The sequence below is a fragment of the Cupriavidus malaysiensis genome (genome assembly GCF_001854325.1).
Classification (GTDB): Bacteria; Pseudomonadota; Gammaproteobacteria; order Burkholderiales; family Burkholderiaceae; genus Cupriavidus; species Cupriavidus malaysiensis.
In genome coordinates this window covers 4,208,570-4,234,442 of sequence record NZ_CP017754.1, presented here as the reverse complement: position 1 = coordinate 4,234,442, position 25,873 = coordinate 4,208,570, and the positions used below count along the sequence as shown (strand labels likewise).

General features: G+C 72.0%; 26 protein-coding genes. 13 read left to right on the top strand and 13 right to left on the bottom strand.

The window, feature by feature from the left end; translation table 11 throughout:
- Positions 1–13 precede the first annotated feature (13 nt).
- The 4 genes from BKK80_RS19160 to BKK80_RS19145 all read right to left on the bottom strand — a co-directional run bounded on the left by BKK80_RS19160 (position 14) and on the right by BKK80_RS19145 (position 4,268).
- Complete coding sequence (locus BKK80_RS19160; protein ID WP_071015826.1) at positions 14–1,162, bottom strand: metallophosphoesterase; 1,149 nt, start codon at positions 1,160–1,162, stop codon at positions 14–16.
- Between the two features lie 147 nt (positions 1,163–1,309).
- Positions 1,310–2,677 (bottom strand): MATE family efflux transporter, encoded by a 1,368-nt coding sequence (locus BKK80_RS19155; protein WP_071070930.1) that lies wholly within the window; start codon positions 2,675–2,677, stop codon positions 1,310–1,312.
- Positions 2,670–3,212 carry a winged helix-turn-helix transcriptional regulator gene (locus BKK80_RS19150; protein ID WP_071070517.1) on the bottom strand — a complete coding sequence of 181 codons (543 nt, stop codon included), beginning with the start codon at positions 3,210–3,212 and terminating at the stop codon, positions 2,670–2,672. Before BKK80_RS19150 ends, BKK80_RS19155 begins: the two co-directional genes overlap by 8 nt.
- 138 nt (positions 3,213–3,350) lie before the next feature.
- Positions 3,351–4,268 carry a LysR family transcriptional regulator gene (locus BKK80_RS19145; RefSeq protein WP_071038532.1) on the bottom strand — a complete coding sequence of 306 codons (918 nt, stop codon included), beginning with the start codon at positions 4,266–4,268 and terminating at the stop codon, positions 3,351–3,353.
- Between the two features lie 200 nt (positions 4,269–4,468).
- Between BKK80_RS19145 and BKK80_RS19140 the strand changes: the two genes are divergently transcribed.
- The 6 genes from BKK80_RS19140 (at position 4,469) to BKK80_RS19115 (ending at position 11,251) form a co-directional block, all read left to right on the top strand.
- Positions 4,469–5,395: an SDR family oxidoreductase gene (locus BKK80_RS19140; protein WP_071070515.1), complete on the top strand. Its 927-nt coding sequence runs from the start codon at positions 4,469–4,471 to the stop codon at positions 5,393–5,395.
- A 71-nt stretch (positions 5,396–5,466) separates the two neighbouring features.
- Entirely contained in the window at positions 5,467–6,987 is a 1,521-nt protein-coding gene (locus BKK80_RS19135; RefSeq protein WP_071015819.1) for an acyl-CoA synthetase, read from the top strand.
- A 145-nt stretch (positions 6,988–7,132) separates the two neighbouring features.
- Positions 7,133–8,137, top strand: coding sequence for a Bug family tripartite tricarboxylate transporter substrate binding protein (locus tag BKK80_RS19130; protein ID WP_083384169.1), 1,005 nt, complete (start codon positions 7,133–7,135; stop codon positions 8,135–8,137).
- A 188-nt stretch (positions 8,138–8,325) separates the two neighbouring features.
- On the top strand, positions 8,326–9,879 hold the full coding sequence (locus BKK80_RS19125) for a chloride channel protein (protein WP_071070513.1): 1,554 nt from the start codon (positions 8,326–8,328) through the stop codon (positions 9,877–9,879).
- A 189-nt stretch (positions 9,880–10,068) separates the two neighbouring features.
- Complete coding sequence (locus BKK80_RS19120) at positions 10,069–10,317, top strand: hypothetical protein (RefSeq protein WP_071015815.1); 249 nt, start codon at positions 10,069–10,071, stop codon at positions 10,315–10,317.
- 214 nt (positions 10,318–10,531) lie between these two features.
- On the top strand, positions 10,532–11,251 hold the full coding sequence (locus BKK80_RS19115; RefSeq protein WP_071070511.1) for a hypothetical protein: 720 nt from the start codon (positions 10,532–10,534) through the stop codon (positions 11,249–11,251).
- Positions 11,252–11,327: 76 nt separating this feature from the next.
- Here BKK80_RS19115 and dapB read toward each other — a convergent pair whose 3' ends face one another.
- Positions 11,328–12,137: a 4-hydroxy-tetrahydrodipicolinate reductase gene (gene dapB, locus BKK80_RS19110; RefSeq protein ID WP_071070509.1), complete on the bottom strand. Its 810-nt coding sequence runs from the start codon at positions 12,135–12,137 to the stop codon at positions 11,328–11,330.
- A gap of 173 nt (positions 12,138–12,310) precedes the next feature.
- Complete coding sequence (locus tag BKK80_RS19105; protein WP_071015810.1) at positions 12,311–12,760, bottom strand: Lrp/AsnC family transcriptional regulator; 450 nt, start codon at positions 12,758–12,760, stop codon at positions 12,311–12,313.
- A gap of 231 nt (positions 12,761–12,991) precedes the next feature.
- On the opposite strand from BKK80_RS19105, the gene BKK80_RS19100 reads away from it, so the two are divergent.
- The 3 genes from BKK80_RS19100 to BKK80_RS19090 all read left to right on the top strand — a co-directional run bounded on the left by BKK80_RS19100 (position 12,992) and on the right by BKK80_RS19090 (position 16,133).
- The gene (locus BKK80_RS19100) at positions 12,992–14,206 is read left to right on the top strand and encodes a saccharopine dehydrogenase family protein (RefSeq protein ID WP_418235870.1); all 1,215 of its coding nucleotides are present in this window, start codon (positions 12,992–12,994) and stop codon (positions 14,204–14,206) included.
- The gene (gene amaB / locus BKK80_RS19095) at positions 14,203–15,723 is read left to right on the top strand and encodes an L-piperidine-6-carboxylate dehydrogenase (protein ID WP_071015808.1); all 1,521 of its coding nucleotides are present in this window, start codon (positions 14,203–14,205) and stop codon (positions 15,721–15,723) included. Before BKK80_RS19100 ends, amaB begins: the two co-directional genes overlap by 4 nt.
- A gap of 176 nt (positions 15,724–15,899) precedes the next feature.
- A complete protein-coding gene (locus BKK80_RS19090; RefSeq protein WP_071070507.1) occupies positions 15,900–16,133 on the top strand; it encodes a hypothetical protein in 234 nt (77 codons plus the stop codon).
- 39 nt (positions 16,134–16,172) lie between these two features.
- Here BKK80_RS19090 and BKK80_RS19085 read toward each other — a convergent pair whose 3' ends face one another.
- From BKK80_RS19085 to hemA, 6 genes are all read right to left on the bottom strand, one after another.
- Positions 16,173–16,790, bottom strand: a complete 618-nt coding sequence (locus BKK80_RS19085; protein WP_071070505.1) for a UbiX family flavin prenyltransferase — start codon at positions 16,788–16,790, stop codon at positions 16,173–16,175.
- Between the two features lie 2 nt (positions 16,791–16,792).
- Positions 16,793–17,104, bottom strand: coding sequence for a Grx4 family monothiol glutaredoxin (grxD, locus tag BKK80_RS19080; RefSeq protein ID WP_071015802.1), 312 nt, complete (start codon positions 17,102–17,104; stop codon positions 16,793–16,795).
- 184 nt (positions 17,105–17,288) lie between these two features.
- Complete coding sequence (gene prmC / locus BKK80_RS19075) at positions 17,289–18,218, bottom strand: peptide chain release factor N(5)-glutamine methyltransferase (RefSeq protein WP_084084701.1); 930 nt, start codon at positions 18,216–18,218, stop codon at positions 17,289–17,291.
- 167 nt (positions 18,219–18,385) lie between these two features.
- Positions 18,386–18,709 (bottom strand): hypothetical protein, encoded by a 324-nt coding sequence (locus BKK80_RS19070; RefSeq protein ID WP_071015801.1) that lies wholly within the window; start codon positions 18,707–18,709, stop codon positions 18,386–18,388.
- Positions 18,710–18,898: 189 nt separating this feature from the next.
- The gene (gene prfA / locus BKK80_RS19065; protein ID WP_071015799.1) at positions 18,899–19,981 is read right to left on the bottom strand and encodes a peptide chain release factor 1; all 1,083 of its coding nucleotides are present in this window, start codon (positions 19,979–19,981) and stop codon (positions 18,899–18,901) included.
- A gap of 149 nt (positions 19,982–20,130) precedes the next feature.
- Entirely contained in the window at positions 20,131–21,435 is a 1,305-nt protein-coding gene (gene hemA / locus BKK80_RS19060) for a glutamyl-tRNA reductase (protein WP_071015797.1), read from the bottom strand.
- A 308-nt stretch (positions 21,436–21,743) separates the two neighbouring features.
- On the opposite strand from hemA, the gene BKK80_RS19055 reads away from it, so the two are divergent.
- A complete protein-coding gene (locus BKK80_RS19055; protein WP_071015795.1) occupies positions 21,744–21,989 on the top strand; it encodes a hypothetical protein in 246 nt (81 codons plus the stop codon).
- A 41-nt stretch (positions 21,990–22,030) separates the two neighbouring features.
- Here BKK80_RS19055 and BKK80_RS19050 read toward each other — a convergent pair whose 3' ends face one another.
- On the bottom strand, positions 22,031–22,798 hold the full coding sequence (locus BKK80_RS19050) for a 5'-methylthioadenosine/adenosylhomocysteine nucleosidase (protein WP_071015793.1): 768 nt from the start codon (positions 22,796–22,798) through the stop codon (positions 22,031–22,033).
- Between the two features lie 193 nt (positions 22,799–22,991).
- Here BKK80_RS19050 and BKK80_RS19045 point away from each other — a divergent pair, with 193 nt between their 5' ends.
- Genes BKK80_RS19045 through BKK80_RS19035 form a run of 3 tightly spaced genes read left to right on the top strand, consistent with a single transcriptional unit; the run spans position 22,992 to position 25,668 of the window.
- Positions 22,992–24,032 carry a DUF2157 domain-containing protein gene (locus tag BKK80_RS19045; RefSeq protein ID WP_236903699.1) on the top strand — a complete coding sequence of 347 codons (1,041 nt, stop codon included), beginning with the start codon at positions 22,992–22,994 and terminating at the stop codon, positions 24,030–24,032.
- Positions 24,029–25,171: a DUF4401 domain-containing protein gene (locus tag BKK80_RS19040; RefSeq protein ID WP_236903698.1), complete on the top strand. Its 1,143-nt coding sequence runs from the start codon at positions 24,029–24,031 to the stop codon at positions 25,169–25,171. The genes BKK80_RS19045 and BKK80_RS19040 overlap by 4 nt, the downstream gene beginning before the upstream one ends.
- Complete coding sequence (locus BKK80_RS19035; protein ID WP_071037834.1) at positions 25,168–25,668, top strand: GDYXXLXY domain-containing protein; 501 nt, start codon at positions 25,168–25,170, stop codon at positions 25,666–25,668. Before BKK80_RS19040 ends, BKK80_RS19035 begins: the two co-directional genes overlap by 4 nt.
- Positions 25,669–25,873: the final 205 nt, after the last annotated feature.

Genomic DNA, 25,873 nt, shown 5'->3' with positions numbered 1-25,873 from the left:
GGCTCGATGCCCGTCACGTTGCCCCGGCGCCCGCCCGCACCAGCCGGATCCGCGTGATCTCCGACGGTGCGCCGAAGCGCTTGGGCGGGCCCCAGTAGCCGGTGCCGCGGCTGGTGTAGATCCACATGTCCTGGTGGCGGTCCAGCCCCGCCACATAGGGCTGCTGCATCGGCACGAAGAGGTTCCAGGGCCAGAACTGGCCGCCGTGGGTATGGCCCGACAGCTGCAGGTGGAAGCCGGCCGCGGCGGCGGCGGGCGCGGTGCGCGGCTGGTGGGCCAGCAGCACGCGCACGCCGGCCCGGTCCGGCGCGCCGTCGATGGCGCGCGCGGGGTCGCTGCGGTGCGCCTCGTCGAAGCGGTGCGCCGAATAGTCGGTGACCCCGGCCAGCACCAGCGCGTGGCCGTCGCGCTCGATCACCACGTGCTCGTTCATCAGCACGCGCACGCCGAGGCGGCGCAGCTCGGCGATCCAGGGATCGGCGCCGGAGTAGTACTCGTGGTTGCCGGTGACGAAGAAGCTGCCGTGCCCCGCGCGCAGCCGGGCCAGCGGCTCGGTGTGGGGCGCCAGTTCGCGCACCGTGCCATCGACCAGGTCGCCGGTGATGGCCACCGCGTCGGGCTGCAGGCTGTTGACGCGCTCGACGATGCGCGCCAGGTAGCTGTGCTTGATGGTCGGCCCGACGTGGATGTCGCTGATCTGCACGATGGTGAAGCCGTCCAGCGCGGCCGGCAGCCCCTCCACCGGCACCTGCACCTCGACCACGCGCGCCACCCGGCGCGCGTTGAGGAAGCCCAGCGCCGTCACCGCCAGCGCCAGCAGCAGCACGGCGGCGGCGCTGCCCGGCAGCAGCCAGGGTGGCTGCCAGCCGGCGATGCGGCAGCCCAGCAGCACGAGGTCGCGCGCGGCGGTCAGCACCAGCAGGGAGGAGAACAGGCCCATGGCCAGCATGCCGACCCAGTTGATGGCATCGGACCACGGGTGGCTGAGGCGGCGCGCCAGCAGCGCGGCGGGGATCAGCGGCCACGACAGCAGCAGCCAGGCGCCGCCCAGCAGCTTCGCCAGCAGGGGCACGGGCAGGTCCGGCAGCACGCGCGCGCCGACGTAGGCGTGCAGCAGGCCGATCAGCAGGGCGGCGATGAATATGGTGGTGCGAGGGGGCATGGCACCTTCTCGGTTGGGGACGGGAGGCGGGCGCGGCGCCGTGGATCCCGGGCCGCGGCGGCCGCTCTAGTCTACTTTGGGCCCGGCGCGCCGAGTTCAAGAGCGGCGGATGCCGCATCGTGCACGCATCCGGCCGCCGTGGCAGGCTCAGCGTGCCGACCAGGCCCCCGGCCGCACCCCGAGCGCGGTGACCAGGCCGTAGGCGCTGATGCCCAGCGCCACCCCCAGGAAATGCCCGTCCAGCCCCATGCCGGCCACGTTGGCCAGCAGCCAGCCGCCGCCGGCGGCCAGGCCGATGCGGGCCAGGCCGGCTGCCACCGGCCAGCGCATGCGGCCGGCGCCCATCGAGGCGAAGTAGAGCGCCATGCCGAGGCCGAAACCGCCGAAGGCCGGGCCGACCCAGGACAGCGCGCGCGCGGCGATGGCGGCCACCTGTGCATCGTGGGTGAAGAGCGCTGCGAAGCGCGCTGGCGCCAGGCCCACCGCCGCGCCGACCAGTCCGGCCACGGCCAGTGCCAGCAGCGCGCCGGCCCAGGCCGTGCGCCGCGCCGTGGCCCAGTCGCCGGCGCCGACCGCGCGGCCGACCAGCGCGGTCAGCGCCGAACCCACGCCGAAGGCAAGCGGGATCATCAGGAATTCCAGGCGCGCCGAGATGCCGTAGGCCGCCACCGCGGCGGTGCCGTGGTGGCGCAGCTGGGCGGTGACCAGGATGGTGGTCAGGTTGGCCACCGAGGCCAGCGCGCAGGCCACCAGCCCGACCGACAGGATGCGCGCGAAGAGCGCGCGCGAGGGCCGCATGCGCAGCACCGGCGTGAAGCCGGCGCCGCCGCGCGCCACCACGACGGCCATGGCCAGCGCGGCCGCCCACGACACTGCCGCCAGCGCCGCGCCGATGCCGGCCAGGCCCATGCCGGCGGGCTCCGCCAGCAGCCAGGCCAGCAGCGGGAAGGCGATCCACATCAGCGACAGCACGCGCGCGGCCAGCGCGTGGCGGCCGCCGCCGCGCAGCACCGAGGCCAGCGTATTGGCCAGCCAGGCCGGCACCGCGCCGGCGCCGAACAGCCAGATCGCATAGGTGGTGGCGGCCTCCGCCGCGGTGGCGCCGGCCACCGCGCCCAGCACGCCGCGCGGGAAGCCCGCCAGCGCCACGGCGAAGGCCAGCCCGGCGGTGATGGCGATGATCAGCGCGTGCAGCACCAGGGAAGAGGCCTCCTCGCGCCGGCCCGCGCCCAGGGCGCGCGCGATGGCCGAGACCACGCCGCCGCCCATGGCGCCGGTGGACATCTGCTGCAGCAGCAGCGCGAAGGGCAGCACCACCGCCCAGCCGGCCAGCGCGGCGGTGCCCTGGCGTGCCGCCAGCCAGGTCTCGATCAGCTGGGCGCTGGCCTGCAGCAGTGCGATCAGGCTGGTGGGCGCGGCCAGGCGCAGGATGCCGCGCAGCAGCTGCGGGGTGGGCAGCGCCGCGCGGGCGGCGCCGGCGCGGGGCAGCGCGGCGGCGGTCGGGGATTCACGCATCGCCGTCCTCCCGCGCCGGTGCGCCGGCGGCCGGCGCGGCAGCATCGGCATGCGCCGCCTCGTCACCGAAGCGCCGTTGCAGGTAGGTGCCAGCCGCGGGGCCCGGCCGCACGCGCAGGTCGTCGAGCGTGATCGGCGAGCCATCCGCGCGCGCCAGCGCCGGCGGCTCGATGCCTGCCCCTGTGGCGCGATCCTGCAGCACCACATAGGGGCCGGCGGCGTCGGTCATCCAGCGGTCGGCCCAGGCCTTGAGCGCCACGAAGGCGGGGAAGAAGTCGCGCCCCTTGGCGGTCAGGCGATAGACGTGGCGCACACCATCCGTGCCCGGCACGCGGGCCATCAGGCCGTGCTCGACCAGCGACTTCAGCCGCGCGCTGAGGATGTTGGGGGCGATGCCCAGGTGGCGCTCGAATTCGTCGAAGCGGGTGCTGCCGTAGAAGGCCTCGCGCAGCACCAGCATGGCCCAGCGCTCGCCCAGCACCGCCATCGAGCGGGCCACGGGGCAGGCCATGGCGGCAAAATCGGTATGGCCCATCGTCGTCTCCTCCGGCTCGGCCTGTTGTGCTGTGGTGTTCCGACTTGCGATCTGCAAGCCCGCATCTTAGCTTGCAATTTGCAAGTTCGGTGGCCGTGCCGATTGCCGCATGGCTTGCGGGGCCATGCCCGGGCGGCGTCAGTCCGCAGCCGCTTCCCGGAACACGTCCAGCGCCGGGATCTCCTCGCGCAGGAAGCCGATCAGCGCGCGCGTGGCCAGGGTGGGGTGGACGCTGGGTGTGGTGATCAGGTAGAGCCGGCTGCCCAGCCCCTCGGGCTGCCACGCCGGCAGCACCCGCACCAGGCGCCCGGCATGCACGTCTTCCCAGCCGGCATAGGCCGGCAGCAGGGCCACGCCATGGTGTTCGCGCACGGCGCGCAGCAGGAAGGGGAAGTGCTCCGACTGCAGGTGCGGGCTCAGGGAGACCTCTTCGCGCTGGCCGTCGCGTTCCAGCCGCAGCGCGAAGCGCCGGCCGGGGTAGGGCGGGCACAGGAACTGGCAGCTGGCCAGGTCGGCCGGCGTGAGCGGGGTGCCGGCGCGTGCCAGGTAGTCGGGCGAGGCAAAGAGCTGCCAGCCGATCTCGCAGACCTCGCGCGCCACGTGGTCGAGCGGCGGTTCGGAGGTGACCTTGAGCGCCACGTCGATCTCGGCCGAGATCAGGTCGACCACGCGGTTGGCGAAGAACACGCGCAGCGTGATGCCCGGGTGCCGCGCCGCGAAGCGCAGCAGCAGCGGCGCCACGAAGCTGTCGCCCAGCCCGGTCGGCACGCTCAGGCGCACGTGGCCGCGCAGTGTCTTGCCCAGGCTGTCGATCTCGGCCTGGGCCGCGGCGACTTCGCGCAGGATGCGCAGCCCGTGCTGGTACAGCGCGTGGCCCGCTTCGGTCAGTTCGAGGCGGCGCGTGGTGCGGCGCATCAGCTGCGCGCCGGCCTGCGTTTCCAGTTCGCGCAGCTGGCGGCTGACCTGCGAGCGCGTCACGCCGCGCCGGCGGCCGGCTTCGGCCAGGTTGCCGGCCTCGACGATGTCGGCGAAGGCCTGGATGAGGTTGAGGTCCATCGTGGTCGGAATGGTGCGGGCTGGCCGGTCCATCCGGGATTGCCAGCGGGATTGTCGCGTCTTGCGCAACATTGTGATTCCGACCTGGGCAATTGTCGATGCGGTGCCACGCCGCTACAGTGGGCTGCTTCAGTCTGCCGCGCTCGTGCGGGGCAGGCGAGGCACGACAACGACGACCGCAAGACGGCAGGAGACAAGCGATGTTCAAGAGCGATCTGTTCGCCGGCCAGCGCGTGCTGGTCACCGGCGGCGGCACCGGCCTGGGATTCGCCATGGCCGACCAGTTGGCGGCGCTGGGCGCCGAACTTCACTTGTGCGGGCGGCGCCTGCCGGTGCTGGACGAGGCCGCGGCGCGGCTGCGCGCGGCCCACGGCGGCATGGTCGCCACCCATGCGGTGGACATCCGCGACGCTGCCGCCGTCGACGCCATGGTCGAGTCGATCTGGCAGGCGCACGGCCCGCTCGACGGCCTGGTCAACAACGCGGCGGGCAACTTCATCAGCCGCACCGAGGACCTGTCGCCCAACGGTTTCCATGCCATCTCCGACATCGTCTTCCGCGGCACCTTCTACACCACCCAGGCGGTCGGCAAGCGCTGGATCCGCGACGGCCTGCCCGGCGCGGTGCTGTCCATCGTCGTCACCTGGGTCTGGACCGGCTCCCCCTTCGTGGTGCCCTCGGCCATGTCCAAGGCAGGCGTCGATGCCATGACCAAGTCGCTGGCGGTGGAGTGGGGGCGCCACGGCATCCGCTGCAACGCCATCGCCCCGGGTGTGATTCCCACCGAGGGCGCCGGCGCGCGGCTGCGGCCGACCGATGCGCGCCAGGAGGAGATGAGCGGGCAGAACCCGACCGGCCGGCTCGGCCGCCCGCAAGACATCGGCAACCTGGCCGCCTTCCTGCTGGCGCGCGAAAACAGCTGGATCAACGGCCAGACCATCGCCCTCGATGGCGGCGACTGGCTGGCCAACGGCGCCTATTTCAAGCAGTACCTGGACTGGGGCGATGCCGAGTGGCAGGCCGCGCGCGAGCGCATCCTGGCACGCAATGCCGCCGACCGCGCGGCGCGCACGGTCGGCGCGCCCGACGCCGATGCCGGCCAGGCGCCGCCGGCACCGCAGGCATGACAAGCATGACAGACACGACAAACAGCCAGGCGCTAACAGCCAAAGGCCAACCGCAAACAGGAGGAGCACCGATGTCCGCCGATCTCTACTTCGAAGGCACCCACTACAGCGGCGCGCAGCTCGCCGAGCGCGGCGCGCGCCTGGCCGGCGGCCTGCGCGCGCTGGGCGTGCAGGAAGGCGACGTGGTCGCCGTGCTGCTGCGCAACGATCCCATCTATGCCGACATCGTGCATGCCTGCCGCACGGCCGGCTGCTACTACTGCCCGATCAACTGGCATTTCACCACCGAGGAGATCCGCTTCCTGCTGAGCGACAGCGGCGCCAAGGTGCTGATCGCCCATGCCGACCTGCTCGACGCCGCGCGCGACGCGGTGCCGGCCGGCGTGACCGTGCTGGCGCTGGCGCCGGGGCGCCACGGCGAGGCCGGCGCGGCGGGCGCGCCCGGCGTGCGCGACTACGAGAGCTGGCTGCGCGCGCAGCCGCCCTACGACGGCCCGCGCGTGGCGCCGCGCGGCCACATGGCCTATACCTCGGGCACCACCGGCCGGCCCAAGGGCGTGCTGCGCGCGCCCATCCCGCTGGAGCGGCTCGACGCGCAGTTGGCGCAGATGCGCTCGGTGGTCGAGCAGACCATGGGCGTGGTGGCCGGCTGCCGCGCGCTGATGTCGGCGCCGCTGTATCACAGCGCCCCCGGCGTCTTCATCCAGAACGCGCTGCAGGTGGCCGAGCGCCTGGTGCTGACGCCGCGCTTCGATCCGGAGCAGGTGCTGGCGCTGGTGCAGGAGCACCGCATCGACGTGCTCTACCTGGTGCCCATCATGTACGTGCGCATGCTCAAGGTGCCGCCGGAGGTGCGCGCGCGCTACGACCTCTCTTCGCTGCGCTTCGTCGCCTCCACCGGCGCGCCGTGCGCGCCCGAGGTCAAGCGCGCCATGATCGAGTGGTTCGGCCCGGTCATCCATGAGACCTACGCTTCCAGCGAGGCCGGCATGATCACCGTCGCCACGCCGGCCGATGCGGCGGCCCGCCCGGGCACCGCCGGCCGGCCGGTCGACGCCGCGCAGGTACGCATCCTCGACGAGTCCGGCCGCCCCTGCGCGCCCGGCGAGGTCGGCCTGGTCTACGTGCGCCAGCCCGCCTACCCCGACTTCACCTACCGCCACAACGCGGCCGCGCGGCAGGCCATCGACCGCGACGGCATGGTCAGCCTGGGCGACATGGGTTACCTCGACGCCGACGGCTACCTGTTCATCTGCGACCGCGCCTCGGACATGGTGATCTCGGGCGGGGTCAACATCTACCCGGCCGAGATCGAGCATGAACTGGTGCGCTATCCCGGCGTGGCCGACTGCGTGGTGTTCGGCGTGCCCGACGACGAATACGGCGAGCGCCTGCTGGCCATGGTGCAGCCGGTGCCCGGCGCGCAGCTGGAGGAGGGCGCCATGGTCGAATGGCTGCGCGGCCGGCTGTCCGGCTTCAAGGTGCCGCGCACCATCGTGATCGAGCCGCAGTTGCCACGCGACGAGACCGGCAAGCTGGCCAAGCGCCGCCTGCGCGACAAGTACTGGGCCGGGCGCACGCGCCGGGTCTGACGTCGCCGGCACCGGGCCGCCCGCATCGGCTATGCGCGGAGCGGACGCCGGCAGGCGAGCCAAAAGACAAGCAGGAAGACGAGCAAAAAGACGAGCAAAAAGACGAGCCAAAAGACAAGCAAAAAGACGAGCAACAGGAGACACCATGCTGCACCGTATTCCCGCGGGTTGGCGCGCCGGACTGGCCGCCGCCCTGTGCGCCGCCCCGTTCTGCATTCCCGCCGGCATCCCGGCCGCCCGGGCCGCCGCCTTTCCCGAGCGGCCCGTCAAGCTGGTGGTGCCCTACGCCCCCGGCGGCTCCGCCGACCAGCTCGCCCGCGCGCTGGCCGACGGCATGGGCCGCGACCTCAAGCAGCCGGTGGTGGTGGAGAACCGGCCCGGCGCCAACACCATGATCGCCGCCACTGCCGTGGCACGCGCGTCCGCCGACGGCTACACGATGCTGCTGGCCAGCAACGCCAGCATGGTGCTCAACCCCATGCTGTACAAGAAGGTCAACTACGACGCCAGGCGGGACTTCAAGGTGGTCTCGGTGGCGGCCGAGATCCCGCTGGTGGTGGTCACCAACACACAGGTGCCGGCCGGCAATATCCGTGACTTCGCCAGCTATGCCAAGGCCAACGCCGGCAAGCTCAACTACGCCTCGGTCGGGCTCGGCAACCCGCTGCAGCTCGCCACCGAGATGCTGAAGACGGAGCTGGGCATCCAGTTGACCCACGTGCCCTACAACGGCAGCGCGCCGGCGCTGTCGGCGCTGCTGGCCAACGACGTGCAGCTGATGATCGACGTGGTGAGCACCTCGCTGCCGCACATCAAGGCCGGCAAGCTCAAGGCGCTGGCGGTGACCGGCCGCGAACGCCTGGAGGTGCTGCCCAACGTGCCCACCGTGGCCGAGAGCGGCCATCCCGACTACCAGGCTGCGACCTGGTTCGGCCTGGCGGTGCCCGCGCAGACGCCGCCCGAGGTGGTGGCGCGGCTGCAGGCGGCCGCCGCGCACGTCACCGCCGACCCGGGCTTCCGCCGCACCTTCGCCGAGCTTGGCCTGGTGATCCAGCGCCCGCGCGACAGCGCTGAGATCCAGCGCTACGTCGATGCCGACCGGGCCCGCTGGGGCGCGGTGATCCAGGCCAACCACATCGCGCTGGACTGAGCGGCTGCCGGCGGGGGCACGGCTTGATGCGGCTCGGCACGGCTCGGTGCGGGCGAACGCGACGCAACGCGATTCCACGCGATTCCATGCGGCACGAGCCGCGTCGAGGGGCGTATAGTGCCGGGGATGCCGCGACGTTTCCGGCGCCCGGGAGCGGCTGCGGTGTCCCTGCAACCGCCTGCCGCCCCATGAACGACCAAGAGACCAACCCGGCGTCCCGTCCCGGCGCCGCCCCGCCCGGGACCGGTTCGGCTGAACCCGCCGGTTCTGCCGCCGCCCCGCCTTCCTCATCCCCTGCCTCCGGTCCTGCCGCGGGGCCCGATCACGCTGACCCGGACGATGCCCCCGCCGTGGACGACCCTGACCTTTTGCGCGCGCTGGGCCGCCGCGCGCGTTCGGCCGCCACGCGCAAGTCGCGCCAGGTCGGGCGCCTGTCGCGCACCACCATGCGCTACACCGTCTTCATGTGCGGTGCCGGCTGCGTCGCGCTGTTCTCGATGGTGTTCGCCTGGCTCGCTGAATGGGCGCTGCAGTGGAACGAGCGCATCACCACGGCCAGGCCGTGGCTGGCCTTCCTGCTGCTGCCCTGCGGGCTGGCGGCGCTGCGCTGGCTCACCATCCGCTTCGCGCCGCAGGCGCGCGGCAGCGGCATCCCGCAGGTGATCGCCGCGGTCAACCTGCCCGAGGCGGGCACCGCGCAGAACATCCTGGTGTCGTTCCGCCAGTCGATGTGGAAGGTGGTGCTCACCGCCGGCGGCCTGATGGCCGGCGCATCGATCGGCCGCGAGGGGCCCTCGGTGCAGGTGGGGGCGGCCGCCATGCTGGCGTGGGGGCGCTGGTGCCACGAACGGCTGCAGTTCCGCATCGGCTTCCATCCCAATGCGCTGATCGCCGCCGGCGCCGCCGGCGGGCTGGCCGCGGCCTTCAACACGCCGCTGGCCGGCGTGGTGTTCGCCATCGAGGAACTGGGCAAGGGCACGGCCGTGCGCTGGGACCGGCTGGTGCTCACCGGCGTGCTGACCGCCGGCTTCCTGTCGCTGGCCATCTTCGGCAACAACCCGTACTTCACCGTGCGCACGCCGATCCTGGCGCTGCACAGCGCCTGGGGCCCGGTGCTGCTGTGCGCGGTGCTCAACGGCGTGCTGGGTGGCCTGTTCGCCAAGGCGCTGATCGGCGGCGTGCCCGCGCTGCTGCCGGCGCGCTGGCGCGGCTGGCCGGGGCGCCACCCGGTGCAGGTGGCCTTCGGCTGCGGCCTGGTGGCCGCCGCGATCGGCTGGGCCACCGGTGGCGCTACTTTCGGCACCGGCTACGGCCAGGCCGCCGGCCTGATCAACGGCGTGCCGCACGAGACCACGCTGTGGTTCGGCGTGGCCAAGCTGGTGTCCACCGTGGTGTCGTATTTCGCCGGTATCCCCGGCGGTATCTTCACGCCGTCGCTGGCCATCGGCGCCGGCATCGGCGCCAACGTCGCGCATTTCATCACCGGCATGGCCGAGCCGCGCGTGCTGGCGCTGGTATCGATGGCCGCCTTCCTGGCGGCGGCCACGCAGGCGCCGATCACCGCCAGCGTGATCGTGATGGAAATGACCCGCTCGCAGGACCTGACCCTGTTCCTGCTGGCCGCCTCGCTGCTGGCCTCCTTCCTGGCCCGCCAGTTCTGCCCTCATCCCTTCTACCACCACGTCGGCCATGCCTTCCGGCGCGAGGCGGTGGGGCTGGAGCGCAAGGCCGCGCCGGCTTGAGCGGGCGCCGGGTGGAGCGTGCTGCGCCCAGGTGTGGCGGCGTTCAAACACCTGCCCGGCAGCGTGTGCCGCGCCCGTTGCGGGCATGGGCGGATGCCTTACCATGGGCCCGCGCCGGCGCACTGTCCGGTGCGCGCGACGGCGCCGCCCGCGCCGGATGGCAGCCTTTCGCTTCACCGGGGAGCACAGATGGCCACGCAAGGACCGGCGGGACGCCCCGCGCCCAGCAAGCAGGCGAAGGACCCGCCGCCCCGGCCGGATCCCGACATGGTGTGGCATACGCGCGGCCCGCGCCACGAGGTGCGCCAGGACGCCTCCCGCGCGCGGCCCGGCCGCCGCGAACTGCCGCCCAGCCGCGTGCCGCGCCTGCTGCTGTGGGCCTTGTTCCTGGCGGTGCTGGCCGGACTGGCCAACGCGGTGCTGCGCATGACGGCCTAGCGCCCCTCCGGCGCCCGCGGCCACATGCCGCCGGAGCCACCGGAACGGACCGGCCGTGCCGCTCAGGAACCGCCCGGGCCGGCCGGGCTCCAATCCAGTCTGTGCCCGGTTTTGTCTGCCTTGTTCGCCGCGCACGGCGCGCAGGCGCGGGAAGCCGGCATACTGCTGGCTGCCCGCGCATGGCGCCGGGCCGTCCGAGATTCCTGGAGTATCGATGCGATTGACCCTTGCCGGGCTGGCTGCCGCCAGCCTGATGGCCTGCCTGCCGGCGGCCCGCGCCGCCGCGCCCGCGGCAACCCCGGCCCCGTCCACCGCCGCGGCTTCGGCCACCGCTGCCCAGGCGGCGCCCGCCGGCACCGGCAGCAACGCGCTGGCGCCGGTGCTGCGCACGCTGGAGATCGGCAACCCGATCCCGGCACTGCCCGACTGCGCCGACAAGCGCACGCCGGATGGCCGCGACGTGACAGCCTACTGCGTGGAACTGCGCGGCGACGGCGTGATGCGCCAGATCGGCGTGCCGCGCGACAAGCGCCCGTCCTTCATGGACGGCACGCACGTGGTTGCCTTCGTCGACGGTAACGCGCTGGTCGGCCTGATCGTGCCGACCACCGGCACGCGCGGCCAGCAGGCCGCGCTGGAGTCGCTGGTGGCCGGCTACGGCAAGCCGCTCCGTCAGCGCGAAGTCGAGGTCAAGGACCGCAACGGCAAGCCGCTCAAGACCGTGCACGCGGCCTGGGTCAAGGCGCCGTTGACGGTGGAGCTGTATGCGATCCCGGAAGAGGGCGACGAGGGCACCATCGAGATGCTGCTGCCGCAGGCGCGCAAGCTGATGACGGGCCAGAGCGATGCCATGGCCAAGCAGCTGGCGCCGGCCTCGGCGCCGGCCGCCAAGGCCGCACCCGAGCCGAAGGCCAAGGGCAAGGCCGCCTGGTAGCCCGGCTGCCCGCGCTGCGGCGCTGCCGGCATGGGCCGGCGCACCGCCTGCCTGGCAGACGTTCCTGCAGACCGTCCTACAGTCCTTCCATCACGCGATCCAGTCCGCGTACCACGCCGCGCAGCGTGTGCACCTTGCGGATGGCGAGCAGGGCGCCCGAGACATAGGGCCTGGAGCCGTCGCCCGCCTCGTGGCGCAGGTGCAGGCGCTGGCCGTCGGCGCCGAAGATGACCTCCACGCCGAGCTGGTAGCCGGGCAGGCGCACGGCGTGCACCTGGGTGCCCGACAGCGAGGCGCCGCGCGTCTCGACCGGGCCGTTGACCTTGTCCAGCGGCACCGTCAGTTCGGGCTGCCTGACCTGTCCCAGGCGATAGGCCAGTTCGCGCACGGTGCCGGACGGGGCATCGACCTTGCCGGCCTTGGCGTAGTCGATGATCTCCCACTGGTCCAGGTGGCGTGCGGCCATCTCGGCGAACTTCTGCAGCAGCACCACCGTGATGGCGAAGTTGCCGCAGGCCAGCACGCCCCGTCCGGCCTGGTGCGCGGCGGCGTCGATCTCGGCGTAGTCCTGGTCCGACAGGCCCGAGGTGCCCACCACCACGTGCGCGCCGTGGCGCAGTGCCTGCAGGATGTTGTGCTTGGCTACCGCCGGCTTGGTGTACTCGACGTAGACGTCGCACGGCGTCTGCGCCAGCACGTCGATGCTGGCCGCCGCCACGCCCGGCGTGTCGGCATGGCCGGTCAGCTGCGCCAGCGGCTGTCCGGCGGCGCCGCGCGACAGGCCGGCCACCAGTTGCATATCGGGCGCATGCGCCACGCCGCGCGCCAGTTCGCTGCCGGCCCAGCCGGTCACGCCGCCGACGGCGACTCGGATGCGAGGGTTCATGGTGTGTCTCTCCTGGATGCTTGTTGCGGTTCGAGGTTCGTTGATGGGGACGGTCGGCGCGGCGGCCGCACCGCTGGCGCGTTCGCATGCGGCAGCATAGCGCCGCCGTGCCCGTCCTGCCGCGGGGCGATCCGGCTGGCGCCTGCGGCGGTGCTGCCCGGCACTATCCGGCACTACCCGGCAGCACGCCTGCGATCGATCTTGCGCGCCAGCACGATCGAGGTGGCGGTGTGGTTCACCCCCTCCAGCATGCCGATCTCGTCGAGCAGCTTGTCGAGCCGCGCGTGCGTGTCGCAGCGGATCACCGCCAGGTAGTCCACCGGCCCGCTGACCGAGTTCAGCTCTTCCACCTCGGGCAGGCGCTGCAGCGCGCGCACCACCGCGGGCGCGGCCTTGGGCTGCACCGAGATGCCGCAGAAGGCCAGGATGGCGTTGTCTTCCATCTGCTGGCCGAGGCGCACGCCATAGCCGGCGATCACGCCTTCGCGTTCCAGCCGGGCGATGCGCGCCACCACCGTGGTGCGCGCGATGCCCAGCTTGCGCGCAAGGTTGGCGGCGCTCTCGCGCGCGTTGGCCTGCAGCAGCGACAGCAGGTGGCGGTCGGTGGCGTCCAGTTCCGGCATCGGGTTCCTCCTTGCCTGGGTTGGGCGAGGCGCCGGGGCCGGCGCGCCGCTTGCATGTCGATGACTGTCGATGACTGTCGACGTTTGTCGATTCGTCGGGAATGTCTGTCGTTTCGACGGATTATGACTGGATATCGTCAATCTCGTGCCTTCATTCCGACGGAGCTGCGACCCATACTTCACACCAGAAGGCCGTCATGCAGCGGCAGGTCAAGCACGAGAGGAGGTCCCATGACGATGCAAGGCAAACTGGCCCGCGCGGCCGATCCGGTGGGGGTGGCGGGCGGCGGCGGCGCGCGCGCGGGGCGCAGGCCCTGGCAGGTGGTGGTGCTGGGCGCGGGCAAGATCGGCCGCACCATCGCCGCCATGCTGCATGACAGCGGCGACTACCGCGTGCGCCTGGTCGACCGCGACGCGGCGCGGCTGCAGGGCCTGCCTGCCGGCATCGTCGGACAGGCCGGCGATCCCGCCGAGCCGGCCGCCTGCGCGGCGCTGCTGGCCGGCGCCGATGCGGTGCTCAACGCACTGCCCTTCCACGCGGCGGTCGGTGTCGCCACCCAGGCGGCGGCGCTCGGCGTCCACTACTTCGACCTGACCGAGGACGTCGCCGCGACCCAGGCCATCCGGCGCCTGGCCGACGGCGCGCGCTCGGTGCTGATGCCCCAGTGCGGGCTGGCGCCGGGCTTCATCGGCATCGTCGGGCACGACCTGGCGCAGCGCTTCCTGCGCGACGGCGGCGAACTGCTGGAACTGCGCATGCGCGTCGGCGCGCTGCCGCGCTACCCGAACAACGCGCTCAAGTACAACCTCACGTGGAGCACCGAGGGCCTGATCAACGAGTACTGCAATCCCTGCGAGGCCATCGTCGACGGCCGGCAGGTCGAAGTCCCCGCGCTGGAAGGGCTGGAGAGCTTCGCGCTGGACGGCGTCGAGTACGAGGCCTTCAATACGTCCGGCGGGCTGGGCACGTTGCCCGAGACGCTGGCCGGGCGCGCGCGCCAGGTCGACTACAAGTCGATCCGCTACCCGGGCCATTGCGCGGTGATGAAGCTGCTGCTCAACGACCTGCGCCTGCGCGACCGGCGCGAATGGCTGCGCGAGATCTTCGACAGCGCGATCCCGGTCACGCAGCAGGATGTGGTGATCGTCTTCGCCAGCGCCACGGGGTATCCTGCAGCGGGCACCGCGGGCACCGCGGGCGCCGCGCCGCTGACGCAGGCTTCGTTCTCGGCGCGCATCGGCGGCGCCGACTCGCCGGCTGGCCACCTGAACGCGATCCAGCTCACCACCGCCGCCGGCATCTGCGCCGCGCTCGACCTTGTGGCACAGGGCGTGCTGCCGCAGGCCGGTTTCGTGCGGCAGGAGGCGATCGCGCTCGATGCCTTCCTGGCCAACCGTTTCGGCCGGCGCTACAGAAGCCATCCCTTGCAGGAGACGACGGCATGAAGACGCAGGACATCGCAGCATGCTGGCAGGCCATGGGCCTGCCGCGCCCGTGGTCGGACGGCGCGGGCACGGGCGCCGCGCTGGCGCTGCGCTCGCCCATCGACGGCGAGACCTACGGGCACCTGCCCGCCTGCAGCGAGGCCGAGGCCGGGCAGCGCATCCACCGCGCGCGCGAGGCGCAGAGCGCGTGGGCGCTGCTGCCCGCGCCGGCGCGCGGCGAGGTGGTGCGGCGCTTCGGCGAGGTGTTGCGCGAGCACAAGAAGGCGCTGGGGCGCCTGGTCTCGCTGGAGGCCGGCAAGATCCTGCAGGAAGGGCTGGGCGAGGTGCAGGAGATGATCGATATCTGCGACTTCGCGGTCGGCCTGTCGCGCCAGCTGCACGGCCTGACCATCGCCTCCGAGCGGCCGCAGCACGTGATGCGCGAGAGCTGGCACCCCTTCGGCCTGTGCGCGGTGATCTCGGCGTTCAATTTCCCGGTCGCGGTGTGGGCCTGGAACGCGGCGCTGGCGCTGGTGTGCGGCAATGGCGTGCTGTGGAAGCCGTCGGAGAAGACACCGCTGAGCGCGCTGGCCGCGCATGGCCTGCTCGAACGCGTGGTGGCCAACGCCGCGCCGCAGTATGCAGGCATCTCGGCGGTGCTGCCCGGCGGCCGGGCGCTGGGCAGCTACCTGGTCGAGCATCCGGCGGTGCGCCTGGTCAGTGCCACCGGCTCCACGCGCATGGGGCGTGAAGTCGGTGTGGCCTGCGCGCGCCACTTCAAGCGCAGCATCCTGGAGCTGGGCGGCAACAATGCCGCCATCGTGGCGCCGTCCGCCAACCTGGAGCTGGCGGTGCGTGCCATCACCTTCGCCGCGGCCGGTACCGCGGGCCAGCGCTGCACCTCGCTGCGGCGCCTGTTCGTGCATGCCGACCTGCTGCCGCAACTGGGCGAGCGCCTGGTGCAGGTACTGGGCCGGCTGCCAGTGGGCGACCCGCTCGAGGACGGCACGCTGGTGGGGCCGCTGATCGATGGCGACGCGGGCGATGCCATGGCCAACGCGCTGGCGGACTGCCGCGCGCAGGGCAATGTGGTGCACGGCGGCGAACGCCTGCTGGGCGAGCGCTATCCGCAGGCCTGCTACGTGCGGCCGGCGCTGGTGCTGACCGGCGAGCAGCACGACACCATGCTGACCGAGACTTTCGCGCCCATCCTCTACCTGATGCCCTACACCTCGCTGGACGAGGCCATCGCGCTGAACAACGCGGCACGGCACGGCCTGTCGTCCTGCCTCTTCACCGAGTCGCTGCGCGAGGCCGAGACCTTCCTGTCGGCGGCGGGCAGCGATTGCGGCATCGCCAACGTGAACATCGGCACCAGCGGTGCCGAGATCGGCGGGGCCTTCGGCGGCGAGAAGGAAACGGGCGGCGGTCGCGAATCGGGCTCGGATGCATGGAAGGGCTATATGCGGCGCGCCACCAATACCATCAACTATGGCGATGCGCTGCCGCTCGCGCAGGGGATTCGCTTCGACATCTAGTGCGGTGCAGGATGCCCGTCCGAGCGCGCGCGGAGCATGGCGGGGAGGGGGTGACGCGCGGGGTGACGCGCGCGATTCGTAGCGAATCGTAACAAGGGTTACAGCGCCTTGACGCTGTATTACGGGGAGTCCCCGTATAACGTTCTTAAGAACAGGAACGCCCCAAAGGACTCGCGATGAAGACGCTGTTGATCGGATTGGCGGCCGCAGCCGCCACGGCAATGCTCGGCGGTTGTGCCGTCTATCCGGCCTATCCCGCCTACCCGGCCTATGACGCCTATGGCGGCCCGGCCGTGGTTGCGCCTGCGCCGGCCTACGTGGCCCCGCCTGCCTACGTCGGCCCCTCGGTCTATTTCGGTTACGGCGGCGGCTACTACGGTGGTGGCCGGCGCTATCGCCACTGGCGCTGAGCGGGCCAGGCCGGTGCGCCCCGGTGCGGGCCGGCCGGCTCAGGCCTGGCTGCTGAGGCCGGGCCAGCTGGGCGCCAGGGCCTGCGCCAGTTCGGGCAGGTCGATCAGGTCGAGCACGCGGCCGACCGTGTGGTCGACCAGTTCGTCGATGGTGCGCGGCTTCTGGTAGAAGCCGGGCACCGGCGGAAAGACGATGCCGCCCATCTCGGTGACGGCCGTCATATTGCGCAGGTGCGCCAGGTTGAGCGGCGTCTCGCGCACCAGCAGCACCAGCCGGCGGCGCTCTTTCAGCGTGACGTCGGCGGCGCGCGTGATCAGGTTGTCGGAGAAGCCGTTCGCCACGGCGGCGAGGGTGCGCATGGAGCAGGGTGCGATCACCATCGCATGCGCGCGGAAGGACCCGCTGGCGATGGTGGCGCCTACGTCACGCACGTTATGCACCACGTCGGCCAGGGCCTCCACCTCGCCCTTGCCCATGTCCAGCTCGTGCTGCAGGTTCATCACGCCGGCGGGCGATACCAGCAGGTGGGTTTCGACCCCGGGCGCGCCGCGCAGCACCTGGGCCAGCCGCACGCCGTAGACGGCGCCGGTGGCCCCGGTGATGGCAACGATCACGCGCCGCGGCGCGGCGCCGCCGGCCGCGGGCGTGGCCGTCATGTTCAGCCCTTGAGCAGGGTCTGCAGTTCGCCGCTCTGATACATCTCCATCATGATGTCCGAGCCGCCGATGAATTCGCCGTTGACATAGAGCTGGGGAATGGTCGGCCAGTTGGCGTATTCCTTGATGCCCTGGCGGATGCCGTCGTCTTCCAGCACGTTGACCGTGGTCGGCGCGTCGACGCCGCAGGCCTTCAGGATCTGGATGGCGCGGCCGGAGAAACCGCACATCGGGAACTGGGCGGTGCCCTTCATGAACAGCACGACCGGGCTGCCCTTGACGATCTGGTCGATCTTTTGTTGCACGTCACTCATGGTTTCACGTATCGGGTTGAGGCGATGCCGGCCGGGGCCGATGCCGCACGGGGAAATCGGAACAAGCGCGGGGGCGCGCCGTGCTGGGGCGGATTTTACTTGATTCGGGCCGGCCCTTCAGGGCCGGGCCAGGAGCGCCGCGGCGGTGCCTGCGTGGGTGGCGCCGCAGGCACCGCCGGCCCGCTCAGGTGGCCAGCCGCCCGCCGCTGCAGCGCTCGTTGCCGCCCAGGTCGCGTGCGGTGGAGATCTCGGCGAAGCCCGCCGCGGCGAGCAGGCCGCGCGCGGCCTCGCCTTGGTCGTAGCCGTGCTCGACCAGCAGCCAGCCGCCGGGCGCCAGGCGGGCCGGGGCGCCGGCGGCGATCGTGCGCAGGTCGCCGAGGCCGTCGCCATGGTCGGTCAGGGCATCGACCGGCTCGAAGCGCAGGTCGCCCTGCACCAGATGCGGGTCGGCCGCGGCGATATAGGGCGGGTTGCTGATGATCAGGTCGAAGCGCACTGCTTCCGGCAGCGCTGCGTACCAGTCGGAGCGCAGGAAGCGCACATTGCCCGCGCCCAGCCGCGCGGCATTGTCCTGCGCCACCGCCAGCGCCGCCGGCGAGACATCGGTGGCCCAGACCTCGGCGTCGGGCCGCTCCAGCGCCAGGGTCAGCGCCAGGATGCCCGAGCCCGTGCCCATGTCCAGCAGATGCGGCCGCGCGCGGCCGTGCAGGCGCGCCAGCGCCGCCTCGACCGCGATCTCGGTGTCGGGCCGGGGGATCAGCACATCCGGCGTGACGCGGAAGACTCGGCCGAAGAACTCACGCTCGCCGAGCAGGTAGGCCATCGGTTCGCCCGCCAGCCGGCGTGCGACCAGCGCGGCCAGCGCCTCGCGGCGCGCAGGAGTGAGCGCCTCGTCGTCGCGGGTGATGAGCTGGGTGCGGCTGTAGCCGGTCAGGTGGCCCAGCAGCATGCGCGCCTCCAGCACCGGCAGGCCGGCCGCGGTGGCGAGCGCCTGCGCCTCGCGCAGGGTGGGCGAGGACGGCCAGCGGCCGCTATCTGGGTTATCTGGGCCGCTATCGGCGGCGGGTGGCGAGGCCTGGGGAGCTGACGGGGCGGCGGGTGCCGGGTGCGGCATGGTGTCTCGGGGTACGGGTAGGTCGGGCGGTGGCCGGCAGCAAAAAACCCCGCCGTGCCTTGCCGGACAGCATACGCCGGCGTGGCGGGGGCGGGGCCGTGCGGCGCAGCCTGGCCGCGCCGGTGGCCGGCCAGGAGCATGTCCCGGGGCCGGCCGGTACGTCCGGATTACTTGTTGACGGCGTCCTTGGCCTTGTCGGCAGCCGCGTTGACGGCGTCCTTGGCCGCATCCTTGGCATTGGCCATGGCGCTGGCGGCATCCGACTTGGCCTGCTCGGCGGCGGCGGAAGCCTGGCTGGCGGCATTGCCGGCGGCGGCCTTGGCCGCGTCGGCCGCATTGCTGGCAGCCGCGGCGGCATCGCTGGCAGCGGCCTTGGCGGAATCGGCGGCGTTCTGCATCGCGCTTTCGGCGCTGGTGGCAGGCGCTTCTTCCTTCTTGCTGCAAGCGGTGAGAGCGGCGGCGACCATCAGCAGTGCGAGCAACTTCTTCATGATTTCATCCTTTTGTCCGTTTCGAGGTGACGTTCGCCTGCCTTCTTGCGCGGCAGGTCCAGTCGCGTTCGATTATAGGAAGCGGCCCAGGCCATGCCAGTGCTGTTTCAAGCATTTACAACAGATACAAAGGCTTTCCGATCGTGCCGGATGTGCAAACAAAGGTGAGCGCACGGCATGGGGGGGCGCTCAGGCCTCTTCCCCCAGGGCTGCGAGCTGGTCCGCCTGGTGCTCGGCGGCCAGTGCGCCCACCAGTTCGTCGAGGTCGCCGTCCATGATGGCGTCGATCTTGTACAGCGTCAGGTTGATGCGGTGGTCGGTGACGCGGCCCTGCGGGAAGTTGTAGGTGCGGATGCGGTCGCTGCGGTCGCCCGAGCCGATCAGGTTGCGCCGCGTGCTGGCTTCCTTGGCCTGGGCGGCGCGCTCCTGCATGTCCTTGATGCGCGCCGCCAGCACCTTCATCGCCTTGTCCTTGTTGCGGTGCTGGCTGCGGTCGTCCTGGCACTCGACCACGATGCCGGTCGGCAGGTGGGTCAGGCGCACCGCGGAGTCAGTCTTGTTGACGTGCTGGCCGCCGGCGCCGGAAGCGCGGAAGGTGTCGATGCGCAGGTCGGCCGGGTTGATCTGCACTTCGCCCACCTCGTCGGCCTCGGGCATCACCGCCACCGTGCAGGCCGAGGTATGGATGCGGCCCTGCGCCTCGGTGGCCGGCACGCGCTGCACGCGGTGGCCGCCGGACTCGAACTTGAGCCGCGAGAAAGCCTTGTCGCCGGCGATGCGCACGATCACTTCCTTGTAGCCGCCCAGGTCGGATTCCGATTCGCTCATCACCTCGACCTGCCAGCGCTGGCGCTCGGCGTAGCGTGTGTACATGCGCAGCAGGTCGGCGGCGAACAGCGCGCTTTCCTCGCCGCCGGCGCCGGCGCGGATTTCCAGCAGCAGGTTGCGGTCGTCGTTGGGGTCCTTGGGCAGCAGCAGCGTCTGCAGGCTGCCCTCCAGCCCCTCCAGGCGCTCCTTCGCCACGGCGATCTCGTCGGCGGCGAAGTCCTTCATCTCGGGGTCGTCCAGCAGCGCCTGGGCGGTGGCCAGGTCGTCCTGGGCCTGGCGGTACTGGCCGTACTGTTCGGCCACCGGCGACAGTTCGGCGTGCTCGCGCGTCAGCTTGCGGTACTGCTCCATGTCGGCCGTGGCGTTCTCGCGCGCGAGCAGGGCGTTGACCTCTTCGAGTCGCTCGGCCAGTTGGTCGAGCTTGGCTTGCATGCTGGCTTTCATCGGGGGTTCGGCAATTCCGGGAGGGTGTTCTGGGACATCGCCGCCGCATCCGCGCCAGGCTGGGCAGGACGGCTGCGGGGGCTGGCGCCGCGCGGGCGGCTGGGCGGCTGGCGCGTGCCGCGAAGGCAGCGCGCGAAGGACGGGCGCGGCTAGCGCTCGGAGTGGCTGCTGTGGCGGAACAGGCCCGGCACCAGGCGCAGCAGCGCCTCGCGATCCTCGCCCTGGGTGTGGTTCAGGGCGTGGGTGGGGCCGTGCAGGAACTTGCGGGTGAGGGCGCCGGAGAGCGCCTCGAGCACGGCTTCGGGATCATCGCCGCGCGCCAGCATGCGGCGCGCGCGTTCCAGCTCGGCCTGGCGCATCGACTCGCCTTGCTGCTGCAGGTCGCGGATGACCGGTACCACGCTGCGGGTCTCCAGCCAGTGCATGAAGTTCTGCACGCGCGACTCGATGATCGCCTCGGCCTGGGCCACCGCCGCCTGGCGCATGGCATTGCCCTCGCGCACGATGGCGCCGAGGTCGTCCACGGTGTACAGGAAGACGTCGTCCAGGCGCGCCACCTCGGGCTCCACGTCGCGCGGCACGGCCAGGTCCACCATCATGATGGGGCGGTGCTTGCGGCGCTTGACCGCGCGTTCCACGGCGCCCAGCCCGATGATGGGCAGCGAGCTGGCGGTGCAGGAGACCACGATGTCGAACTCGTGCAGGCGCTCGCCCAGTTCGGACAGGCGGATCGCCTCGGTGGTCAGGCCCTGGCCGGAGAGCTGCTCGGCCAGCTTCTCGCCGCGTTCGACGGTGCGGTTGGCCACCACGATCTGGCGCGGCTGCTGCGCGGCGAAGTGGGTCGCGCACAGTTCGATCATTTCGCCCGCGCCGATGAACAGCACACGCTGCGTCGACACGCTCTCGAAAATGCGCTGCGCCAGCCGCACGGCCGCCGCCGCCATCGACACCGAATGCGCGCCGATCTCGGTCTGGCCGCGCACTTCCTTGGCCACGGCGAAGGTGCGCTGGAACAGCTGGTTCAGGTAGGTGCCCAGCGCGCCGGCCTCGCCGGCGGTGCGCACCGCATCCTTCAGCTGGCCGAGGATCTGGGTCTCGCCCAGCACCATCGAATCCAGGCCGCTGGCCACGCGGAAAGCGTGGCGCACCGCTTCCGACTGCGGCAGCGCATACAGGTGCGGCGCCAGTTCGCCGGCCGGCACGTTGTGATGCTGGGCCAGCCAGCGCAGCGTGTGCTCGAAGCCGTCCGAGCCGCTCACCAGGATGTCGGTGGCGCAGTAGATCTCGGTGCGGTTGCAGGTGGAGAGGATGGCGGCCTCGGTGCCGCTGCGGCCCGCAAGGTGATTGCGCAAGGTGCCCAGCGCGGGTTTGATCTGCTCAAGCGGAAACGCCACACGCTCGCGCAGCGAGACGGGTGCCGTGGTGTGATTGATGCCGATCGCGAGCAGTTGCATTCTTGCGGGGGTGCTTTCGGGGGCTTTTTTCTGGGCCGCGGTGATGCCGGAGGGCGTGGACGCGTATAAGGCGGCGTATACAGCGCGGACCGCTTTGCATTATACCGCCGGCGGTACAAATTGCTGGACGCGGACTTGATCTGGCTCAGGAGTCCGCCAAGTCTTATCCTTGCACGCTCGGCGGTGAATCGAGGGGGAGGGCGGCATCACTGCCGCAAGGCCCCCGAACGGGTGACTTTTGCGATACCTTGCATCCGGCGGCGGGCGGCAGGCCACGGCCGCCGGCACCGCAGCATTCAGGAAAACATATGGTGGGAATCTTGGTGGTCGGCGCCCTGGTCGGCCTCACGGGGCGCCAACTGCACCCGGTCGGGCGGCGCGTGGTCGGCTGGCGCGTCGCGCCGCTGCTGGGTGCGGTGGGGGCGGCGCTGGCCTTCTATGGCGGCCAGGCGCTGCGCTGGTTCATCGACGGGCAGATGATCGGCTGGGGCGCCGCGATCCTGGGCGCCGCCCTGCTGACGGCGCTGTGGGGGCTGGTGTTCCGGCGCGGGTGACACCGCCCCGCCCGCGGGCGGATCGTGCCGCCGCCGCTGCCTCAGCGGCGTGCCGCCAGGAAGCGGTTCAGCACGCCGCTGGAATAGTGGCTCGCCACCTCGCTGAGGAAGGCGGCGAAATCCACATGGGCGCTGTCGTCGGCACGGTCGGAAATGGTGCGCATCACCGCATAGGGCACGCCGTACTCATGGCATACCTGGCCCACTGCCGCGCCCTCCATCTCCACGGCCTGCAGCCCGGGCAGGCGCGCGCGCAGTTCGGCCACCGCGGCCGGCGCGCCGATGAACTGGTCGCCGCTGGCGATCAGCCCGAGGTGCAGTGCGGGCGCGCTGACGCCGAAGCGCGCGCGCACCGGCGCCGGCACGGCCTCGGCCAGGTCCAGGCGCAGGAAGTCCTCGGTGGCCTGGCGCAGGGCCGCGGTGAGGGCGGCATCGGTGGCGAAGCTGGCTTGTTCCAGCAGCGGCACCTCGTGGCGGGGGAAGAAGGGACGGGCGTCGAGGTCGTGCTGCAGCGTGGCGTCGGCGATCACCACGTCGCCCACGTGCGTGGCATCGCCCACACCGCCGGCCAGGCCGGTGAAGACGATCTCGCTGGCACCGAATTCGCGGATCAGCGTCACCGTGGTGGCCGCCGCCGCCACCTTGCCCATGCGCGCCAGCACCAGCACGCAGGGCTGGCCGTGCAGGGTGCCGACGTGGTAGTCGCGCATGCCGACGCGGTGTACCGTGGCCTTCGCATCCTCGTGCCGCATGGCGGCGATCAGCGCGTCGACTTCGTCGTGGATGGCGGCAAGGATGCCCAGGGTCATGGCAGGTCAGGGCGCGGCCAGGCGCCGGTAGTGATCGGACAAGGCGCCAAGGATACCGGGCGGGCGCGGCCCGCGCAAAGCACCGGCGGCCCGCTGCGGGCGCCCTGGATGCGGCAGGCGGATGCGACGGCGGATGCGTAGTGGCAGTCGCTTTGCTACAGTGCATCTCATCGCGTCCATCCCTTCCCTGCCCATGCCTTCCTCTCCGATGCAGTTGCTGCGCGAGCGGCGCGCGATCCGCCAGGCCCTGGCCGGCTGGCGCCGCGACGGCGTATTGGTGCCGGCGGCCGCCAGGCTGGCCTGGACCCGCACCGAGCCCGGCGCGTCCGACTGGCGCGGCTGGCTCGACCTCGCCTTGCTCGCGCTGGGCGCGGCGCTGTTGTGCGTCGGCGTCATCGTCTTCTTCGCCTTCAACTGGCAGGACCTGCACAAGTTCGCCAAGTTCGGCCTGCTGGCCGCGCTGATCACCGCTCTGGCGGCCTTCGCCCTGCCGCGCCGGCCCGGCGACCTCGCGGCCCAGGCGGCGCTGGCCGGCGCGCAGGTGCTCACGGGCGCGCTGCTGGCCGTGATCGGGCAGATCTACCAGACCGGCGCCGATGCCTGGCAGCTGTTCGCCCTGTGGGCGCTGCTGGCCGTGCCCTGGGCCCTGGCGGCGCGCGCCGCGCCGCACTGGTGGGTGGTGCTGGTGGTGGGCAATGTGGCGCTGCTGCGCTACTGCAGCATCCGCCTGGGCGTGGGCGGCATGTTCGAACTGCTGTTCGGCGAGCGTGGCGGCCTTGCCACCAGCCTGCTGCTGCTGCTGGCCACCGCGGTGCAACTGGCGCTGTGGTACGGCCTGTGCGCGCTGGCGCCGGCGCTGGGCTTCCGCGGCCAGGCCGGGGCCCGCATCGCGGGCGCGCTGGCCTGCGCCTACGCCACCTGGCTGGGCCTGGCCAGCCTGCTGCAGTCCGCGGTTGCCGGCGGCTACTACCTGTGTGCCCTGGCCGCGCTGGCCGCGCTGGCCGCGCTCGGTGCCTGGGTCTACCTGCGCGCCTTCGATATCGTGCTGCTCAGCCTGGCGAGCTTCAGCGCCATCGTGCTGGGGATCGGCGGGGCCGGCCACTGGCTGCTGCGCGGCAGCGCCGACTACGGCGTCTTCCTGCTGCTGGGCCTGCTGACCGTGGCCCTGGCCGGCGGCACGGCCAGCTGGCTGCTGCGGGCGCACCGCCGCCACGTGATGGGAGCGCAGGCATGAGCACGATGCATCCGGACGACACGTCCCGTTCGACCCGCCGCGCCGTGCGCAAGGTCTGGGACGATTTCTCCGCGCGCGGCATGGCCAGCGGCGCCTATACCGAAGCCGTGCGCGCCCCGTGGGCGGTGCGCGTGCTGATGGGCGGCGCCGGCTGGCTGGGCGCGCTGTTCTTCCAGCTCTTCCTGGTCGGCAGCGTCTTCCTGGCCGCGCGCGACAACGGCTGGGCCATGGCGCTGTGCGGCGCCGCGATGGTCGCACTGGCCTACGTGCTGTACCGGCGCCGCCTCGGCGGCATCGCGCTGGAACAGTTCGCGCTGGCCATCAGCCTGAGCGGCCAGGGCATGGTGATCCTGGGCGCGGCCAAGGGGGTCGCCTTCGGGCGCGCGCTGGAGTCGGCCGGCTTCTGGGCCGGCATCGCCGCGTTCCAGGCGCTGCTGTTCGCCGTGGTGCCCAACCGCCTGCACCGGCTGCTGTGCGCCTTGACGGCCTGGGGCGCGCTCGCGGTGACCGCGCAGCGCCTGATCGGACCGTCCGCCCTCGACGGCTGGCTGGCCTATCCCTGGCCGCTGGTGGGGCTGGTGCCGCTGGCCTGCGTGCTGCTGATCGCCTTCACCAACAACGAGGCACAGCTGTGCACCGCCGACCGGCTGGACTGGGCCGAACCCGCCGCCGATGCGACCTTGCTGTTCGCCCTGGGCGGCGCCCTGATGCTGACCGGCGCCGACCGGCCCTGGCTGCTCGCGACAGGCGGGGCGGCGCCGATCGGCATGCACTGGCACGCCGGCGCCGTGCTGGCTTTCCTGCTGGCCGTGTTCGCGGCCGCGGAAGCGCGCCGCCTCGAACTGCCCAATGCCGCCGGCCTGCCCGCGGTGATCGTCGCACTGGCGCTCGGCGGCCTGATGGCGGGCGCGCCGGCCGTCAGCGTCGGCGTGCTGGCCCTGGGGCTGGCGCTGCGGCGTGCCTCGCTGCCCTGGCTCGGATTGGGCGTGGCCACGTTGCTGGCGGGTTTCACCTGGTACTACAGCGCGCTGAGCTGGACCCTGCTCGCCAAGTCGGCCACGCTGGCCGGCGCCGGCGTGCTGGTCCTGCTGGCGCGCGTCGTGCTGCTGCGCCGCGGCGGCACCAAGGAGCTGCGATGAAACGCTGGATCCTGATCGCCTGGGCCCTGACGCTGGGCGTGGCCGCTTTCGGCATCGCCGGCAAGGAACGGCTGCTGGCCGGCGGCCAGACCATCTACCTGCGCCTGGCCCCGGTGGACCCGCGCTCGCTGATGCAGGGCGACTACATGGCGCTGAACTTCGCCATCGGCAACGCCATCCGCGAAGCGCGCCGGCAGCACGACCTGCCGGACGCCCGCGCGGGCGTTGCCGTGGTCACGCTCGACGCCCGGCGCGAAGCCGTCTTCGTGCGCCTGCACGGCAGCGAAGCGCTCGCGCCCGGCGAACGGCTGCTGCGCTACCAGACCGTGCCCACACGCTGGGGCGGGGTGCAGGTCCAGGTGTCGACCGACGCCTTCTTCTTCCAGGAGGGGCAGGCGGCGCGTTTCGAGCACGCGAAGTACGGCGAGTTCCGTGTCGGGGACGATGGAACGGCGGTGCTGGTGAAGGTGGTGGGGGAGGGCTTGGAGGCGTTGTGAGATGTGGCGGCGCTGCGCTTGCCAAGGCTGCGCAGAGGATTTTCACCGCACACTGTTTGCGTATCAAAGCGCAACATTCCCTGGGCCCCTCCGGGAGTACGCTTCATCTCGTCGCATGCAAAGCGACCGGGATTGACAGCCCGAATACACAGGCAATCCACAGGCAATCGTTTAGCCCAGGAGGCAAATGCCATGTATCGGTCTT